Origin of the sequence: Rhodococcus opacus B4 (genome assembly GCF_000010805.1) — a bacterium.
In the GTDB taxonomy this organism is placed as follows: domain Bacteria; phylum Actinomycetota; class Actinomycetes; order Mycobacteriales; family Mycobacteriaceae; genus Rhodococcus_F; species Rhodococcus_F opacus_C.
In genome coordinates, this window is the sequence record NC_012522.1 from 7,362,953 (window position 1) to 7,379,495 (window position 16,543).

General features: G+C 68.7%; 17 protein-coding genes. 12 read left to right on the forward strand and 5 right to left on the reverse strand.

All coding sequences use genetic code 11. The annotated features are described in order from the left end of the window. Positions 1–5: 5 nt before the first annotated feature. The 4 genes from ROP_RS33505 to recX all read left to right on the forward strand — a co-directional run bounded on the left by ROP_RS33505 (position 6) and on the right by recX (position 3,097). Positions 6–1,154 (forward strand): glycosyltransferase, encoded by a 1,149-nt coding sequence (locus ROP_RS33505; protein WP_015890432.1) that lies wholly within the window; start codon positions 6–8, stop codon positions 1,152–1,154. A gap of 33 nt (positions 1,155–1,187) precedes the next feature. Beyond that, entirely contained in the window at positions 1,188–1,382 is a 195-nt protein-coding gene (locus ROP_RS33510; protein WP_015890433.1) for a DUF3046 domain-containing protein, read from the forward strand. 144 nt (positions 1,383–1,526) lie between these two features. Continuing rightward, entirely contained in the window at positions 1,527–2,573 is a 1,047-nt protein-coding gene (gene recA / locus ROP_RS33515) for a recombinase RecA (RefSeq protein WP_015890434.1), read from the forward strand. An 8-nt stretch (positions 2,574–2,581) separates the two neighbouring features. Next, on the forward strand, positions 2,582–3,097 hold the full coding sequence (gene recX, locus ROP_RS33520) for a recombination regulator RecX (RefSeq protein WP_015890435.1): 516 nt from the start codon (positions 2,582–2,584) through the stop codon (positions 3,095–3,097). A gap of 137 nt (positions 3,098–3,234) precedes the next feature. Here recX and ROP_RS33525 read toward each other — a convergent pair whose 3' ends face one another. From ROP_RS33525 to ROP_RS33540, 4 genes are all read right to left on the reverse strand, one after another. After that, on the reverse strand, positions 3,235–4,134 hold the full coding sequence (locus ROP_RS33525; protein ID WP_015890436.1) for an amino acid ABC transporter permease: 900 nt from the start codon (positions 4,132–4,134) through the stop codon (positions 3,235–3,237). Further along, a complete protein-coding gene (locus ROP_RS33530; RefSeq protein ID WP_015890437.1) occupies positions 4,131–4,811 on the reverse strand; it encodes an amino acid ABC transporter permease in 681 nt (226 codons plus the stop codon). Before ROP_RS33530 ends, ROP_RS33525 begins: the two co-directional genes overlap by 4 nt. Before the next feature lie 94 nt (positions 4,812–4,905). Beyond that, positions 4,906–5,739 carry a glutamate ABC transporter substrate-binding protein gene (locus ROP_RS33535; protein WP_015890438.1) on the reverse strand — a complete coding sequence of 278 codons (834 nt, stop codon included), beginning with the start codon at positions 5,737–5,739 and terminating at the stop codon, positions 4,906–4,908. A gap of 81 nt (positions 5,740–5,820) precedes the next feature. Continuing rightward, the gene (locus tag ROP_RS33540) at positions 5,821–6,549 is read right to left on the reverse strand and encodes an amino acid ABC transporter ATP-binding protein (RefSeq protein ID WP_015890439.1); all 729 of its coding nucleotides are present in this window, start codon (positions 6,547–6,549) and stop codon (positions 5,821–5,823) included. A gap of 210 nt (positions 6,550–6,759) precedes the next feature. Between ROP_RS33540 and miaB the strand changes: the two genes are divergently transcribed. Further along, positions 6,760–8,277 carry a tRNA (N6-isopentenyl adenosine(37)-C2)-methylthiotransferase MiaB gene (gene miaB, locus ROP_RS33545; protein ID WP_043825885.1) on the forward strand — a complete coding sequence of 506 codons (1,518 nt, stop codon included), beginning with the start codon at positions 6,760–6,762 and terminating at the stop codon, positions 8,275–8,277. Then, positions 8,274–8,873, forward strand: coding sequence for an Rv2732c family membrane protein (locus ROP_RS33550; protein WP_015890441.1), 600 nt, complete (start codon positions 8,274–8,276; stop codon positions 8,871–8,873). The genes miaB and ROP_RS33550 overlap by 4 nt, the downstream gene beginning before the upstream one ends. A 6-nt stretch (positions 8,874–8,879) precedes the next feature. Here ROP_RS33550 and ROP_RS33555 read toward each other — a convergent pair whose 3' ends face one another. Further along, a complete protein-coding gene (locus ROP_RS33555; protein WP_015890442.1) occupies positions 8,880–10,265 on the reverse strand; it encodes a DUF349 domain-containing protein in 1,386 nt (461 codons plus the stop codon). 203 nt (positions 10,266–10,468) lie between these two features. On the opposite strand from ROP_RS33555, the gene ROP_RS33560 reads away from it, so the two are divergent. From ROP_RS33560 to ROP_RS33585, 6 genes are read left to right on the forward strand one after another with little or no spacing between them, the layout of a single operon-like run. Further along, on the forward strand, positions 10,469–11,185 hold the full coding sequence (locus ROP_RS33560; RefSeq protein ID WP_015890443.1) for a class III extradiol dioxygenase subunit B-like domain-containing protein: 717 nt from the start codon (positions 10,469–10,471) through the stop codon (positions 11,183–11,185). Next, positions 11,182–12,111 (forward strand): tRNA (adenosine(37)-N6)-dimethylallyltransferase MiaA, encoded by a 930-nt coding sequence (miaA, locus tag ROP_RS33565; protein WP_015890444.1) that lies wholly within the window; start codon positions 11,182–11,184, stop codon positions 12,109–12,111. Before ROP_RS33560 ends, miaA begins: the two co-directional genes overlap by 4 nt. Next, positions 12,108–12,956 carry a TrmH family RNA methyltransferase gene (locus ROP_RS33570; RefSeq protein ID WP_015890445.1) on the forward strand — a complete coding sequence of 283 codons (849 nt, stop codon included), beginning with the start codon at positions 12,108–12,110 and terminating at the stop codon, positions 12,954–12,956. The genes miaA and ROP_RS33570 overlap by 4 nt, the downstream gene beginning before the upstream one ends. Before the next feature lie 60 nt (positions 12,957–13,016). Beyond that, positions 13,017–13,886, forward strand: coding sequence for a diaminopimelate epimerase (dapF, locus tag ROP_RS33575; RefSeq protein ID WP_015890446.1), 870 nt, complete (start codon positions 13,017–13,019; stop codon positions 13,884–13,886). Between the two features lie 58 nt (positions 13,887–13,944). Further along, on the forward strand, positions 13,945–15,399 hold the full coding sequence (gene hflX, locus ROP_RS33580; protein WP_015890447.1) for a GTPase HflX: 1,455 nt from the start codon (positions 13,945–13,947) through the stop codon (positions 15,397–15,399). Continuing rightward, the gene (locus ROP_RS33585) at positions 15,392–16,498 is read left to right on the forward strand and encodes a hypothetical protein (protein WP_015890448.1); all 1,107 of its coding nucleotides are present in this window, start codon (positions 15,392–15,394) and stop codon (positions 16,496–16,498) included. Before hflX ends, ROP_RS33585 begins: the two co-directional genes overlap by 8 nt. Positions 16,499–16,543: the final 45 nt, after the last annotated feature.

Here is a 16,543-nt window from a genome sequence, read left to right on the forward strand (position 1 = left end):
GCTTCGTGCGAGTCGCCGTGGTCGCCGGGCCTGATCCCGGACATGCCTTTCCCGCCCTTGCGTTGTGCCTCGCCCTCATCGAGGCCGGGGACGAGCCGGTCCTGTTCACCGGCGCCCGGTGGGTCGAGCCCGCGCGGTCGGCCGGCGTGCCTGCCGAGTTGCTGAAGGGGCTCGCGCCCCGCCCGACGGATGACGACCTCGATGCGGGCGCGCGTATTCATTCCCGCGCCGCGCACATCTCCACCGAGTTGCTCCCCGATCTGCGCGCGATGGGACCCGACCTCGTGGTCTCGGACATCCTCACTGCAGGCGGCGGCATGGCAGCGGAGCGTCTGGGGATCCCGTGGGCCGAGTTGTCCCCGCACCCGCTGTACGTGGCGTCCCGCGGGTTGCCGCCCATCGGCAGCGGGTTGGCTCCGGGCGTGGGAATCCGGGGCCGGGTCCGCGACACACTCATGCGGGCGGCGACGGCGCGGTCGATCCGGCAGGGCGAGCGGCAGCGTTCCGAGGCCCGGGTCGGTGTCGGGCTTCCGGCGGACGACCCGGGACCGGCGCGCCGGCTGATCGCGACGCTCCCCGCGCTCGAGGTGCCGAGACCGGACTGGCCCGCCGAGGCGCACCTGGTCGGGCCACTGCTGTGGGAACCGACGACCGAGGTGCTCGAGCCACCGCGCGGCACCGATCCGCTGGTGATGGTGGCTCCGTCGACCGCGTTCACCGGCGCCGAGGGCATGCTCGAGACGACGCTCGCCGGGCTCGACGGGGCCGGCGTCCGAGTGATCGCGTCGATACTCGACGGATCGCCGGCCGCGGTTCCGTCCTGGGTCCGCGCGGGTCTCGGCCGTCAGGACGCGATGCTCCGCGAGGCCTCCGCCGTCGTCTGCGGTGGCGGGCACGGAATGCTGGCGAAGGCTCTGCTCGCAGGTGTCCCGGCGGTGGTGGTCCCCGGCGGCGGTGATCAGTGGGAACTGGCGAATCGCGCCGCGCGACAGGGGAGTGCCGTCGTGGTGCGTCCCCCGAGCGCCGAGGCGCTCCGCGCGGCGGTGGAACAGGTGCTCTCGAACGGCGCCCACGCGGACGCCGCGCAGCGGGCCGCGCGGAGCATCGCGGATGTGGTGGATCCGGTGGAGGTGTGCCGCGACGCGCTACGGTGAGAGTCCCGCCCAGGGTTCGGCTAGCGTGGAAGCGTGCGACTGACTGAATTTCACGAACTCGTCCGCGAAGAGTTCGGGCAGATGCGCGGCGACGCACTACTCGTCGACCACGTGCTGCTCAGTCTCGGGGGTAAGACCGCCGCCGAGGCCATCGAGGACGGCCGGGAGCCCCGCGAGGTGTGGCGTGAACTCTGCGCCGAGTTCGACGTCCCACCGCAGCGCCGGTAGAAATACGGCGTGTCGAACGGGCCGGTCGCACCAATCGAACACACGTTCCCCTATGCTGGGGATGTTCGGTGGTCACGGTTCTTGTCGGTACCTGGATCTAACCTGACCGCAGATCACTGATGAGACTCGAGAATGGGGACGACGATGGCACCACAGGCACACGATCGAGACAAGGCGCTCGACCTCGCGCTGGCGCAGATCGACAAGAACTTCGGCAAGGGCTCGGTGATGCGTCTGGGCGAAGGTGTCCGTCAGCCCATCGCCGTCATCCCGACCGGCTCCATCTCGCTGGACGTCGCCCTCGGCATCGGCGGGCTGCCCCGCGGCCGTGTCGTCGAGATCTACGGTCCGGAGTCCTCGGGTAAGACCACCGTGGCTCTGCACGCGGTCGCCAATGCTCAGGCGGCAGGCGGAATCGCGGCATTCATCGACGCCGAGCACGCGCTCGACCCCGACTACGCTCAGAAGCTCGGCGTCGACACCGACGCACTGCTGGTGTCGCAGCCCGACACCGGTGAGCAGGCGCTCGAGATCGCGGACATGCTGATCCGCTCCGGCGCCCTCGACATCCTCGTGGTCGACTCCGTGGCTGCTCTGGTCCCGCGCGCCGAGATCGAGGGTGAGATGGGCGACAGCCACGTGGGTCTGCAGGCTCGTCTGATGAGCCAGGCACTCCGTAAGATGACCGGCGCGCTCAGCAATTCCGGCACCACCGCGATCTTCATCAACCAGCTCCGCGAGAAGATCGGCGTGATGTTCGGTTCCCCCGAGACCACCACCGGTGGTAAGGCGTTGAAGTTCTACTCGTCCGTGCGCCTCGACGTGCGGCGGATCGAGACCCTGAAGGACGGCACCGACGCGGTCGGCAACCGTACCCGCGTCAAGGTGGTCAAGAACAAGGTGGCGCCGCCGTTCAAGCAGGCCGAGTTCGACATTCTCTACGGCCAGGGAATCAGCAAGGAAGGCTCGCTGATCGACATGGGTGTCGAGCACGGGTTCATCCGCAAGTCGGGTTCCTGGTACACCTACGAAGGCGACCAGCTGGGGCAGGGCAAGGAGAACGCCCGCAAGTTCCTGTTGGAGAACACCGACATCCGGGACGAGATCGAGAAGAAGATCAAGGAAAAGCTCGGAATCGGCGCCGACGTCACTGCTGCTGCTACGGACGACGCCGCCCCGGTCGAATTCTAGGCGCCGCCGTGCGTCCCACGGGTGAAGGTGGAACGGAGACGCAGGCCAAGGATTTGTGTCTGCGTCTCCTGACCGACCGTGCCCGGAGTCGAGCGGAGTTGGCCGACCGTCTGGCGAAGAAGGGATACTCGGCCGACATCGCCGAGCGCGTACTCGATCGGCTCACCGAGGTGGGGCTCGTCAACGACGCCGACTTCGCCCAGCAATGGGTGCATTCGCGGCACACGCACTCCGGCAAGGGGAAACGTGCGCTCGCAATGGAACTGCGCCGCAAGGGCATCGGGCAGGAAGACGCCACCGAGGCGCTCGCTCAGATCGACAGCGACGACGAACGAGCGCGAGCCACCGAACTGGTCGCGAAGAAACTGCGCACCGTGTCGGCGGACGACCGTGACCGGGCGGTCCGCCGGCTGGTGTCCATGCTGGCACGCCGCGGGTTCCCCCAGGGCATGGCGTTCGAGGTGGTCAAGGAACAACTCGATCGTGCCGGTGCGGAAACGGACGGCCTGTTCGACGAGACCTGACTCAGACACGACGAACAACACTGCCACGACGAACAACACTGCGGTCGGACGGAAACCGAGTTTCCATCCGACCGCAGTTGTCGTCTCAGGGGCAGTTGCCGCCTGAGCAGCAGTACCGCCTCAGATACAGGGCCGGGTCACAACCGCTTGTCGGTGATGTCCATCCCCGGAACCGACACCGCGGGAAGCTCGGGAACGGCCCCACCGGGACCTGCGCCCTTCCGGGCGGCCCGCAGCCGCTTCTCCACCCTGGTCGCCACCACGGTGAGCGTGTAGTTGAGGATGATCATGATGATCGCCACCACGATCAGGGCGGGCAGGTAGTTGCCGTAGAACGCACCGAGCTGCTGACCGGACCGCACCACTTCGACATAGCCGATGAGGTAACCGAGCGCGGAGTCCTTCAGGGCGACCACCATCTGCGAGATGATCGCGGGAAGCATCGCCGTGACGGCCTGCGGCAGCAGGATCGTGCGCATGACCTGACTCTTGCGCATGCCCAACGCCATGGCGGCCTCGCTCTGGCCCTTGGGGAGCGAGTTGATGCCGGCCCTGACGATCTCGGCGATCACCGAGCCGTTGTACAGCGTGAGGCCCACGATGACCGCGGCAAGTGCCAGGTATTTCGATTTGAACACCTCGTACTCGGCGAACAGCTGGTACGAGAAGATCATCAGGATCAGCACCGGGATGGCGCGGAACAGTTCGACGATGCCGCCCGCCACCCATCGCACCGGGCGGTGGTCCGACAAGCGTCCGATGCCGAGGATCGCGCCGAGGATCAACGCGAACACGATCGATACGGCGGCCGCGACGAGGGTGCCGCGGATGCCGGGGATGAGATACGTGGTCCACGAGGTCGATTCGGTGAACGGCTCCCACTTCGCCGCGGTCAGCTGGCCTTTGTCGTCGAGTGCGGCGTAGACGAGGTAGCCGATTCCCAGCAGCGCGAGGGCGACGGCGACCGAGATCAGGCGGTAGACGTTCTTCGCCTTCGGGCCCGGCGCGTCGTAGAGGACGGTGGCGGAATTGCTCATCGTGCAACCTCGAATCGCTTGCTCAGGTATCCGAAGAGAAGCCCCATCGGCAGGGTCAGGATCACGAATCCGAGGGCGAAGATGCCACCGACGACGAAGATGGCGGCCTCGTTCTCGATCATTTCCTTCATCAGGAGCGAAGCCTCCGCCACGCCGATCACCGAGGCGATCGTCGTGTTCTTCGTCAGGGCGATCAGCACGCTGCCGAGGGGTGCGGTGACCGCGCGGAATGCCTGCGGCAGCACGATGAGCCGTAGATTCTGGGAGAACGTGAGGCCGAGCGACCGGCCCGCCTCCGCCTGGCCGACGTGCACGGTGTTGATCCCGGACCGCAGCGACTCGCAGACGAAGGCCGCGGTGTAGATGCTGAGGCCGAGCACGGCGAGCCGGAAGTTGTTCTCCTCGAAGAACGTCGGTGACTGCTCGGGGGCGAGCTTGACGCCCATCGTCTGGAACAGCCCGAACGAGCAGAAGATGATGATGAGCGTCAGGGGAGTGTTGCGGAAGATCGTCACGTACGCCGCGCCGACACCGCGCGCGACCGGGATCGGTGACACCCGCATCGCCGCGAGGATGGTGCCGAGTATCAGAGCACCGACAGCCGAGAACGCGGTCAGCTGCACCGTCGTCCAGAACGCGTCGATCAGCTGATCGCTGTATTTGCTCAGTAGGTCCACTTACCGTCTCCCCAGGTCACCGGTGGTTGGTGTCGAACCGGGCCGGACGAGACTCCACGAAAGGAGACTCGCCCGACCCGGGTGAGTGAGTTGCTCAGTACCGATCGACGGTCGGCGGTGCGGGGATCGGGTAGCCCGACGCGCCGACGGTCTCGTTGAACGCGCGCGCCCACGAGCCGTCCGCGATCATCGCCTCGATGGCATCGTTGATCTTGGCCCGGGTCTCGTCGTCACCCTTGGCCAGGCCGACGCCGTAGCGCTCCTGGGTGAACGGCGCGCCGACCACCTTCAGCTCGCCCGGGTACTGCGCCGCGTAACCGGCGAGGATGATGTCGTCGGTGGTGACGGCGTCGACCGCCCCGTTCCGCAGCGCCTCGACGCAGGCGGAGTAGGTGTCGAACTCCTGCAGTTGCACGTCCTGCGCGTACTGGTCCTTGACCTTCTGCGCCGGGGTGGACCCGGTGACGGAGCACAGCTTCTTGCCGCCGTTGAGCGACTCGGGGCCGGTGATGTCGGTGTTGTCGGACTTCACCAGGAGCGACTGCCCGGCGATGAAGTACGGCCCGGCGAAGTCGACCTTCTCCTTGCGGGCGTCGGTGATCGAGTAGGTGGCGACGATGTAGTCGACCTCACCGTTCTGGATCAGCGTCTCGCGCTGAGCCGACGGGGACTCCTTGAACTCGATGTTCTCGGGCGCGACCCCCAGCTTGCCCGCGATGTACTCGGCCACCTCGACGTCGAAACCGCTGAAGGAACCATCGGGGTTGCGCAGCCCGAGGCCGGGCTGGTCGTACTTGATTCCGACGGTGAGCTTGCCCTCCGACGCGCTCTGGGATGCGCTCTTCTCTTCACCTCCGCCACAGGCCGATGCGACGACGGCGAGCGCCATGACGCCGATTCCCACACGAATCGAGCGATTGATCCTCATCGAGTTCCTCCAATTGAAATGACGGGTGTTGCCGGTGGAGCATGATCGACCGCGAGGGCACCGCCGCGGCGCCCTCTCCGGTCAGTGGCTGAGAATTTTGCCGAGAAAGTCCTTCGCACGCTCGGACTTGGGAGCGGTGAAGAACGTGGCGGGGTCGTCGTCCTCGACGATCTGGCCGTCGGCCATGAAAAGGACACGGTCGCCGGCCTTGCGGGCGAAGCCCATCTCGTGGGTCACCACGAGCATGGTCATGCCTTCCTTGGCGAGCGAGGTCATGACGTCGAGGACTTCGTTGACCATTTCCGGGTCGAGCGCGGACGTCGGCTCGTCGAACAGCATGACCTTGGGGTTCATGGCGAGTGCGCGGGCAATCGCGACGCGCTGCTGCTGACCGCCCGACAACTGCGCCGGGTACTTGTCCGCCTGGTTGGCGATGCCGACCCGCTCGAGCAGTTCGTAGGCCTTCGTCTTCGCGTCGGCGCTGCTCTTCTTCCGCACCTTGACCGGTGCGAGCATCACGTTTTCGAGGATCGTCTTGTGGGCGAACAGGTTGAACGACTGGAACACCATTCCCACGTCGGCGCGCAGCGCGGCCAGGGCCTTGCCCTCGGCCGGCAGCACCTTGCCGTCCACGGCGATCTCACCGGAATCGATGGGCTCGAGGCGGTTGATGGTCCGGCACAGCGTCGACTTCCCGGATCCGGACGGTCCCAGGACGATCACGACCTGTCCCCGAGGAACTTCGAGGTTGATCTCCTGGAGGACGTGGAGGGCGCCGAAGTGTTTGTTCACCGATTTCATCGAGATCATGGACGGGGCCGCACCCGTGGAGGGCGTCGGCGTCGCGTCGTCGGCTTGCGTCATAGTCGATGACCCTATGTCCTGGGGGCGGGAGCACCTGTCATTTGCTCCGAGAATCCTCGGGATGTCACGGAAACTTTACTGTCCGGCTTCGGTCGTGTGTCCTGGCGCACACCGGCCGCGACGAGGCGATTTGGCGCGGGCCGTACCCTGGCATACGTGGACACGATCGACCAGACCCCTCACCGCAGCTACGAGGTGCGCACGTACGGCTGCCAGATGAACGTGCACGACTCCGAGCGGTTGTCGGGGCTCCTCGAAGACGCCGGCTACACGAAGGCGGCCGCCGGCCAGTCGCCCGACCTCGTCGTCTTCAACACCTGCGCGGTGCGGGAGAACGCCGACAACAAGCTGTACGGAAACCTCAGCCATCTGGCGCCGGCCAAGGAACAGAACCCCGACATGCAGATCGCGGTCGGCGGGTGCCTGGCGCAGAAGGACCGCGACGTCGTCGTGAAGAAGGCGCCGTGGGTCGACGTCGTGTTCGGCACCCACAACATCGGTTCGCTTCCGGCGCTGCTGGACCGGGCCCGCCACAACCAGCGGGCCGAGGTCGAGATCCTCGACGCGCTCGAGGCGTTTCCGTCGACGCTGCCCGCCAAGCGGGAGTCGGCGTACGCCGGCTGGGTGTCCATCTCGGTGGGATGCAACAACACGTGCACGTTCTGCATCGTGCCCGCGCTGCGCGGCAAGGAGGTCGACCGGCGGCCCGGCGACATCCTGGCCGAGGTGCAGGCCCTGGTGAACGAGGGCGTCGTGGAGGTCACGCTGCTCGGGCAGAACGTCAACGCGTACGGCGTCTCCTTCGCCGACCCCGACCAGCCTCGCGACCGCGGCGCGTTCGCCGCGCTGCTGCGCGCGTGCGGCGAGATCGACGGGCTCGAACGCGTCCGTTTCACGTCCCCGCACCCGGCCGAGTTCACCGACGACGTCATCGAGGCGATGGCCGAGACCCCGAACGTGTGCCCCCAGCTGCACATGCCGCTGCAATCCGGTTCGGACCGTGTGCTCAAGGCGATGCGCCGCTCCTACCGGAAGTCGCGGTTCCTGGGGATCATCGAGAAGGTCCGCTCCGCGATGCCGCACGCGGCGATCACCACCGACATCATCGTGGGCTTCCCCGGGGAGACCGAGGAAGACTTCCAGGACACGCTCGACGTCGTCCGGCAGGCGCGCTTCACGAGCGCGTTCACCTTCCAGTACTCCAAACGGCCCGGCACCCCGGCGGCGGACATGGACGATCAGCTGCCCAAGGCCGTCGTGCAGGAACGGTACGAACGTCTCATCGCGTTGCAGGAACAGATCACGCTCGAGGAGAACCAGAAGCTCGTCGGCGCCGAGGTGGAACTGCTCGTCGCCACCGGGGAGGGCCGCAAGAACGCGGAGACCGCGCGGATGAGCGGGCGCGCCCGCGACGGCCGGCTCGTCCACTTCCGGCCGGAGGGAAACCTCGACGGCAACGTCCGGCCCGGCGACGTCGTCACCATCGTGATCAGCGCTGCCGCCCCGCACCACCTCGTCGCGGACACCCCCGTCCTGACACACCGCCGCACCCGCGCAGGTGACTCCTTCGAGAAGGGCGTCACCCCGAAGACCCCGCCGATCGGCGTGGGACTCGGACTGCCGCAGATCGGTGCCCCCGCACCACTACCCGCTCAGATGGGATGCAACGCATGACCTCGCAGTTCGACGACCAGCGCCACGACGACCCGAGTGACGCGAACGAGCCGATCGAGAGCTACCTGAAGGATTTCGACGCCGCCGAGAAGAAGGTGGCCGGTGAGATCGACCCCGGGGCGCGTGCGCTCGTCGTCGCCGTCGCGGTGGTCGTGCTCCTCGGCTCGCTGTCGTTGCCGCATTCCGGCATCGCGAACGGCTGGGAGGTGCTGGTGTACGGGGACGACGCCCGTGCGGAGACGATTGCGCTGCCGTCGCGGCTGTTCGTGTGGTTCGAGGTGGTGTTCGGCGTCGTCGTGTCGATGCTGGCGCTCGTCACCCGCCGCTGGGCGCTCGCGTGGGTGGCCCTCGCCGGGACCGCGGTGTCCATCGTGTTCGGGATGCTCGCCATCTGGTCGCGGCAGACCCCGGCGCCCGGCGTCGAGGCGGCCGGACCGGGCATCGGGCTGATCATCGGCTGGCTCACCGTCATCGTGCTCACGTTCCACTGGCTGAAGGTGGTCTGGAGCCGGACCGCGCTGCAGCTGGCCGCGGAAGAGGAACGCCGCGCCGCTGCCGCCGAAGCGGAGCGACGCGGCGACTGGAACGTTAGCTGATCGCGCCTACTGGCCGCTGACCGCGCCCTCGGCCGCCTCGGCCCATTCGCGCCACTGCTTGGCCTGCGCGAGAGCGCTCTCGGCGTCCTTCGTCTTGCCCGCCGCGGTGGCTTTGGCGGCCTGCTCCTCGAACTGCGTGACCCGCTCACGGAACTGAGCGGCCCGCGCGAGCGCCTCCGGGTCGGTGCGGCGCCATTCCTCGTCGGCGGCGTCGCGGACACGCTTCTCGATGGCCCGCAGCTTGCCCTCGAGGTCGTGCATCCGCTCGCGGGGCACCTTCCCGATGGCGTCCCACTTCTCCTGCAGGTCGCGGAGTGCGGCCCGCGCCGCATCGATGTCCTTGGACGGATCGATGTGGCCGGCGTTCTTCAGCAACTCCTCCTTGGCGACCGCGTTCTCCTCGAACTCGGCGTCGCGTTCGGAGGACGCGGCGTTGCGGGCGGCGAAGAACACGTCCTGAGCGCCCTTGAACCGCTTCCACAGGTTGTCGTCGGCCTCCCGGGGTGCGCGTCCGGCCGCCTTCCACTCGGCGAGCAGATCGCGGAAGGCTCCGGCCGTGGGACCCCAGTCGGTGGAATCGGACAGTGCCTCCGCCCGCTCGACGAGTTCTTCCTTCTTGGTCTTGGCGGCGGCGCGCTCACGGTCGAGTTCGGCGAAATGCGCGCCGCGACGCCGATTGAACGCCTCCCGCGCCTTGGAATACCGCTTCCACAGGGCGTCGTCGACCTTCCGGTCGATCCCGCGGATCGTCTTCCATTCGTCCAGGATCTCGCGTAACCGGTCGCCGGCGGCCTTCCACTGCGTGGACTCGGCACCGATCTGTTCCGCCTCGGCGGCCAGTTCTTCCTTGCGTTCGGTGTGCGCCTGCCGCGACAGTTCCTTCTCGTGCTTGGCGTGTGCGGCCGCCTCGTCGGATCCGGCGATGATGACGTCGAGTCGCGCCGAGAGCGAGTCGACGTCACCGATCACCGCGGCGGTCGGGAGGGATTCGGCGAGCGCGATCGCGGCCGCCTTCGTCTTCTTCGCGTCGCCCGCACCGGAATTGAGCCGGGCCTCGAGGAGGGCCACCTCGGTGGCGAGATCGTCGAAGCGCCGACCGAAGTGCGCCAAGCCCTCCGCCGCGTCTCCGGCCTGCCACGACCCGATCTGCCGTTCACCGTCCGCGGTCTTCACCCAGGCGGTGCCGTCGTCGTCGACGCGGCCGAACTCGCTCGGATCACTGTGGGCGGGGGCGGCGACGGCGGGGGCGGAGAGGGCGTGCGTCGGTGTGGGGTGGGGCTTGGGTGCACCCGGTTTCGCGGCGGCACCCGGCTTCGGGACGCTGGGCTTCGGTGTGTCGTGCTGCTGAGCGGCAGGCTCCACGGCGGGCTTCGCGTCGCTGCTGTCGGTCATCGGTTCCTCATCTCTGCCGCGCGTCACGGCTGCCTGAACGCAATACTGGCTCCATACGACCCGGGACGGGTGCTGGCTCCATTCAACCCGGTACGGGCCCTGTGGACTATTGAATCAGGTCGGACGGTCCGTGTTGGTACCGATTGACGGCAGTGCCCGAATCGGATGTCGGGTCCGTGCCCGCGGTCGACTAGCGTGACTGTGTGTTCACCGCTGCCATCCTCGTTCCGTCCCCACCGTTGCTGGTACCCGAACTGACCGGGGCGGCCGCTGCGGAGACGGCTCCGCTGCGGGACGCGGTCCAGTCGGCCGCGAAGGCGTTGTCCGCGATCGCCACCGAATGGGTGGCGGTCGGCGCGGCGCCCACCGCGGTGGACGTGCGGGACGACGCGCAGGGCACCTACCGCGGCTACGGCGTCGACGTCCGGGTGACGCTGCGGCCCGGTCCCGCCGGCGAGCCGGATCCGGACCTGCCGCTCGCGGCGCTGACGGCCGGGTGGATCCGGGGAACGTGTGCGCCGGACGCCGTCGTCGACGCGCGGATCCTCGCCGCCGATCTGCCGCCGCGGCAGTGCGCCGCGTACGGCGCGGAATTGCGCGCGTTCCTCGACCGGGACCCCGAGCCGCGGGGACTGCTGATCGTCGCGGACGGGGCGAACACCCTCACGGCGAAGGCGCCGGGCGCGTTCGACCCCCGTGCGGAAGGCGTCCAGGCCCGAGTCGACGCGGCCCTCGACACCGGCGACCGGGATGCGCTGCTCGCCCTCGACCCCGCCGAGTGCGCAGTCCTCGGCATCGGCGGGCGCGTCCCCTGGCAGGTGCTCGCCGGCGTGTTCGACGCTCCGCCCGCCTCCTGCCGGACGCTGTACAGCGCCGCGCCCTACGGAGTGGGCTACCACGTCGGGGAGTGGCGTCCGTGACCTCACCCGTGCCGATCGCCGTCGTCGGGCCGACCGCCACCGGAAAGTCGGATCTCGCGCTGGATCTGGCCGAACGCCTCGGCGGCGAGATCGTCAACATCGACGCCATGCAGCTGTACCGGGGAATGGACATCGGCACCGCCAAACTCGCCCCGGCCGAACGCCGTGGAATCCCGCATCACCAGCTCGACGTGCTCGACGTGACACAGACGGCCACCGTCGCGAACTATCAGCAGGCCGCGGTCCGCGACGTGGAGGCGATCGCCGCCCGCGGCGCCGTGCCGGTCATCGTCGGCGGATCGATGATGTACGTGCAGTCGCTGCTCGACGAGTGGAGCTTCCCCGCCACGGATGCGTCGGTGCGGGCGCGGTGGGAAGCCTTCCTCGCCGACAGGGGCGTCGCGGCCGTCCACGCCGAGCTGAGCCGGGTGGATCCCGACGCCGCCGCGTCGATCCTCCCCACCGACGGCAGGCGTCTGGTCCGGGCCCTCGAAGTCGTCGAGATCACCGGCAGGCCGTTCGCGGCGTCCGCCCCGCGCATCGGTGAACCGCGCTGGGGCACACACATCGTCGGCGTCGACCGCGACACCGCCGAACTCGACGACCGGATCCGGCTCCGCACCCGGCTGATGTTCGAACAGGGACTCGTCGACGAGGTGCGCGGGCTGATCGACGTGGGACTGTGCGACGGCGTCACCGCACCCCGGGCCATCGGCTACGCGCAGGTCCTCGCCTGGCTCGACGGCGAATACGACCTGGCCGAGGCCGAGGAACGCACCTTCATCGGCACCCGGCGCTACGTGCGCAGGCAACGGTCCTGGTTCCGCCGCGACCCCCGCATCCACTGGGTCGACGGAAACACCGCCGACCTCGCGGACTCCACGATCCGCACCCTCGACGAGACGCGAACACTGGGAGAACGATGAGCCGAACACCGTCCGGGCGGCACCGTCCGGCCTCGTCCGTGCTGGTGACCACCCGCAACGCCCGCTTCCAGCAATGGCAGTCCTATCTCACCAACCGCGCCAAACGGACGAAGGCCGGCCGCTTCCTGATCCAGGGTGTGCGCCCCCTCAACCTCGCCCTCGACCACGACTGGCCGATCGAATCGCTGCTGCACCGCATCGACGGCCCGCCGTTGTCCGACTGGGCGCGGGAACTGCTCGCGAGCCGATCCGTCGAGCAGATCGGTGTCAGCGCCGAACTGATGGCCGAGCTGGGTGAGAAAACCGACACCGCGCCGGAACTGATCGCGGTAGCGAAGACTCGCGTACCCCGGCTGAAGGAGCTGCGGCTGCAGTCCGCCCCACTGGTCGTCGTGTTCGACCGGCCTGCCTCACCCGGAAACCTGGGCACCCTCGTCCGCTCCGCCAACGCGTTCGGCGCCGACGCGGTCGTCGTGGTGGGCCACGGCGCCGACCCGTTCGACCCCCGGAGCGTCCGTGCGTCCACCGGATCGCTCTTCGCGATGCCGGTCGTCACCGTGTCGTCCGTCGACGAGATCCTCGCCTTCCGGGACGCCCGGCGCGCGTCCGGAACCGAACTGCACATCGTCGGTACGGACGAGACCGGGTCCGTCACCATCGACGCCCACGACTTCGGCGGCGGCACCGTACTCGTGATCGGCAACGAGACCCGCGGAATGAGCGCCGCGTGGCGCAACGCCTGCGACACGGTCGTCAACATCCCGATCGGGGGCGCGGCCAGTTCCCTCGGCGCCCCCTCCGCCGGCGCCGTCGCCCTCTACGAAATCGCCCGGCAGCGAAGATGAACCGCACCGCGGTGGCGCAGATGAACGGCACCCTCTCGGCCGTTGGTTAGAGTGGTGCGCATGGATTTCAGCAAGGGACACGGCACCGAGAACGACTTCGTGGTCCTCCCGGATCCCGACGTCCGCATCGATCTGTCCGCCCCGCGTGTGGCGGCGTTGTGCGATCGCAGGCGCGGACTCGGTGCCGACGGAATCCTGCGCGTCGCCAAGGCCGGTGCGCTGGCCGCTGCGGGTGTGCTCGCCGAACTCCCGGACGGCACGTCCGAGGACGACTGGTTCATGGACTACCGCAACGCCGACGGGTCGATCGCCGAAATGTGCGGCAACGGCGTCCGCGTCTTCGCCCACTACCTCCGCTCGACCGGCCTCGAGACGCGCGACGAGTTCGTGGTCGGCAGCCGGGCCGGCGGCAAACCGGTGATCGTGCACTCGGCCGACGGCTCCGCCGGCGAGGTCACCGTCGACATGGGTGTGGTGCGGGATCTGGGAACGAGCGCCGCGACCATCGACGGCAAGGTGTTCAACGGTATCGGCATCGACGTCGGCAATCCGCACCTGGCGTGTGTCGATGCGCACCTCACGGCGGCGTCGCTGTCGGCCCTCGACTTGACGGCCGCACCCGGCTTCGATCCCGGTTTCTTCCCGCACGGGGTCAACGTGGAGATCCTCACCCGCATCGATTCCGGCGCCGTGGACATGCGGGTGCACGAGCGCGGGGTCGGCGAGACCCGGTCGTGCGGCACCGGCACGGTGGCCGCGGCCACCGCCGCGCTCCGCTTCGACGGCGCCGATTCCGGTGAGGTGAAGGTCCGTATTCCCGGTGGTCAGGTCACGGTCGCACTGTCCGGCGGCCGGGCCACGTTGCGAGGGCCGTCCGTCCTGGTGGCGTCCGGGAACCTCGACGACAGCTGGTGGAACGGCCTCTCCTGATCGCCCTGCGCGAAATGCGCGTGCATGACCTCGGCATTCCGTGGGATCATGAGGGTGTATGACGAAAACACATCGCACAGAAGAATCGCCGATCTCCGACTCCACCGAGTTCGCCTACGACGACGGGCGCCCTTCGGTCGGCGAGATGCAACTCGAGGACCGCAGCGCGCTGCGCCGGGTTGCCGGGCTCTCCACCGAGCTCACCGACGTCACCGAGGTCGAATACCGGCAGCTGCGCCTCGAACGCGTGGTGCTCGTCGGTGTCTGGACCCAGGGAACCGCGGCGCAGGCCGAATCCAGCATGGCCGAGCTCGCCGCGCTGGCCGAGACCGCCGGATCCGAGGTCCTCGAGGGCCTCGTCCAGCGGCGGGACAAACCCGACGCGGCCACCTACATCGGTTCCGGCAAGGCCGAGGAACTGCGCGAGGTCGTCCTCTCCACCGGCGCCGACACCGTCATCTGCGACGGTGAACTCACCCCGGCGCAGCTGACCGCGCTGGAGAAGGTCGTCAAGGTCAAGGTCATCGACCGGACCGCCCTCATCCTCGACATCTTCGCCCAGCACGCCACGTCCCGGGAGGGCAAGGCGCAGGTGGCGCTGGCCCAGATGGAATACATGCTGCCCCGACTGCGCGGCTGGGGTGAATCGATGTCCCGGCAGGCGGGTGGTCGCGCCGGCAGCAACGGCGGCGTGGGTCTGCGTGGTCCCGGTGAGACCAAGATCGAGACGGACCGCCGTCGTATCCGTGAGCGGATGGCGAAGCTGCGTCGCGAGATCAAGGGCATGAAGGCCGCCCGCGATACCAAACGCACCCGGCGTCTGCGCAGCGAAACCCCGTCCATCGCGATCGTCGGGTACACGAACGCCGGCAAGTCGAGCCTGCTCAACGCGCTGACCGGGTCCGGGGTGCTGGTGCAGAACGCGTTGTTCGCCACCCTCGATCCCACCACCCGGCGGGCAGCGCTCGACGACGGCCGCGAATACGTCCTCACCGACACCGTCGGCTTCGTGCGGCATCTGCCGACGCAGCTGATCGAGGCGTTCCGTTCGACGCTCGAGGAAGTCACGGACGCGGATCTGCTGCTGCACGTGGTCGACGGCTCCGATCCGCTGCCCACCGATCAGATCAAGGCCGTTCACGAGGTGATCACCGAGGTGATCCGGGAGAACGACGCCGCGGCACCGCCCGAGCTCATCGTGGTGAACAAGATCGACGCCGCCGACCCCGTGACGCTGACCCAGCTGCGTGGCCTGCTGCCCGGTGCGTCGTTCGTCTCCGCCCGGACCGGGGAGGGCGTCGCCGAGCTGCGGGCACATCTGAGTGACGTCCTGGTCCGCCCGGAGATCGAGGTCAGTGTGCTCCTCCCGTACAACCGCGGAGACCTGATGGCGAGAATCCATTCGGACGGTCAGATTCTCGACTCCTCCCACGAGGAGGACGGCACGCGCGTCCACGCTCGGGTGCCCGAAGCACTGGCGTCGGCACTGGTCGAGTACAGCGGCAGTGCCTGACCGCTCGCGGTGGTCCGCCCGCGTGGCGGTCGCCGCGCTCGCGGCGTGCGCACCGCTCGCCGCGGCAGGGGTGGGCTCGGCCGAGCCGTTCTTCCGCGATCAGACCGCCGTCGACGCGTCGGAATTCGGTCCGCTGTGCACTCCCGACGCTTCCGTCGGCACCCCGGAGGAGGCCTCGCTCGAAGAACTGTCGGGACTCGTGTCGGCGGGCGGACTGCTCTACGCGGTCGGCGACAGCGGGTCCGACCGCGCGGTCGCGGTGATGGACGGGACGTGCGCCGTGCAGCGCTGGCTTCCGCTGCCGGTCGATCCGTACGACGTCGAGGACATGGCATCCGGCCCCGACGGCCGGCTGTGGCTGGCCGACACCGGCGACAACGGACGCAGGCGCGAGACGGTGGCGCTGATCGCGATGGACCGGGACACGGGCGCGGGCGAACTGCATCGGCTGACGTATCCGGACGGCCCCCACGACGCCGAAACCGTCCTCGTCCAGCGCGACGGCATTCCGCTGATCGTCACGAAGGAAGTGTTCGGGGCGGGCAACGTGTACCGGCCCGTCGGGGGTGTCGCCGTGGGCGACCTCGCGAGTCCCGGTCCGACCCCGCTGGAGAAGGTGGGAACGTTGGACGTGTCGGAGACGAACGGCGCCGAGAATGCGACGACCGGCAGCGGCACCACGGCCCCGGCCGTGCATTCGACGATGTTCACCGGCGGGGCCGTGTCCGCCGACGGGACCGTCGCCGCCGTGCGCAGCTACTCCGACGTGTTCCTGTTCTCCGCCCCGGACGGCGACCTGGCTGCGGCGTTCGCGGCCGGACCCGCCGTGCGTGCACACGTGCCGGAGCAGCCCCAGGGGGAGTCGGTCGCGTTCACGGAGAACGGTGACCTGTTGATCGCCTCCGAGGCCCGGGAGGGACCCGTTCCGCCGATTCAGATGCTGCCCGGGGCGGTGTCGAGGGTGCAGGAGCAGGCCCGCGCGCAGACCGTCGCGGACGAGACGTCGGCGCAGTCGCCGGGAACGGTGTGGGGGATCGGCGGCGGCGTGGTCGTGCTCGTCGTGGCCGCCGGCTACTTCGTCCGCCGTCGTGCCCGATAGGTCTGATTTGCGAGAAATGTTGCGAGCCTGATTCTTTCGGTGCGT